The following is a 1096-nucleotide window of genomic DNA, read 5'->3' on the forward strand; positions in this document are numbered from 1 at the left end:
GTATAGGCTCGTTTCTGGCGGAAGGGCTGCTCGACATATTTCCAGGAGAATGCCGCCAGGGCGAAACTGGCCACCGTCATCGCGACAATCGTTGGCACACCGACGGTCTTCAGCGAGAGATAATGGACGAACGAGTTGATTGGCCAGTGGACGAGGTAAAGCGAATAGGAAATCAGGCCGACCCAGACCAGCGGCGCCAACCGAAGCACGCGAGTGGCGACAGGTGCCGGCCTGTCCGCGTTATCCTGGCCAGCATAGATCAGCAGTGCTGTTCCGATGCAGGGGAATAGGGCATTGTAGCCGGGAAACGGATCGCTGTCCGAAATCATCACAAAGCCAAACGCAATCAGGGCAAAGCCGGCGAGGCCGATCAGTTCCACCGCCAGCCGACCGGCTAGGACCGGAGGCTTCCGCAACATCAGCATGGCGCCCAGCGCCAGCTCCCATATGCGCGTCGGCAAGAGATAGAAGCCTGCCGTCGGTGCCAGCGAGGTTGCTATGACTGCCAGGGCAAAGCTGCCGACGGCCATCGGCAGAAGTACCGTCAGCCAGCGCTTCGAGACGTATCGGTGGATCAGATAAAGCAGGATCGGCGCGAAGATATAATACTGCTCTTCCACCGAAAGCGACCATGTGTGCAGGAGCGGCCGCAGTTCTGCGTCGATGGAGAAATAGTTCATCGTTCTCCAGAAATAGATATTCGACCAGAAGGTCGCGGCGGCGATCACGCTAAGGCTGAATTCGTGGAGATCCGAAGGCAGAAGGATGAACCAGGCGGCAATGCTCGAGAGCAGGATGACGAAGGTCAGCGCCGGCAGGATGCGCCGGGCGCGGCGCCAGTAGAAGCGGCCGATCGAGAACTGGCCCCGCTCAAGATCATCGGGCAGGCTGCAGCTGATCAGATAGCCCGATATGACGAAGAAGATGTCGACACCGGTGAAGCCGCCAGGAATGGCGGACACGCCGAAATGGAAGAGCACGACGGGCAGCACCGCAACGGCCCGCAGGCCGTCGATGTCGCGCCGGTAGTTCATCCGGCCGGCTCGCGCGCGACCACCATGATCCGTGCGGCCGCACCCGACACGCTCATGCGGCG

General features: G+C 60.9%; 1 protein-coding gene. It reads right to left on the minus strand.

Translation table 11 applies throughout. From position 1 onward, the window contains the following. The coding region (locus ENZ74_RS32605) for an acyltransferase (RefSeq protein ID WP_164761433.1) at positions 1-1034 on the minus strand (1034 nt) is incomplete at its 3' end. Positions 1035-1096: the final 62 nt, after the last annotated feature.

This window comes from Mesorhizobium sp. M7A.F.Ca.CA.002.15.2.1 (assembly GCF_003998715.1).
GTDB lineage: Bacteria > Pseudomonadota > Alphaproteobacteria > Rhizobiales > Rhizobiaceae > Mesorhizobium > Mesorhizobium ciceri.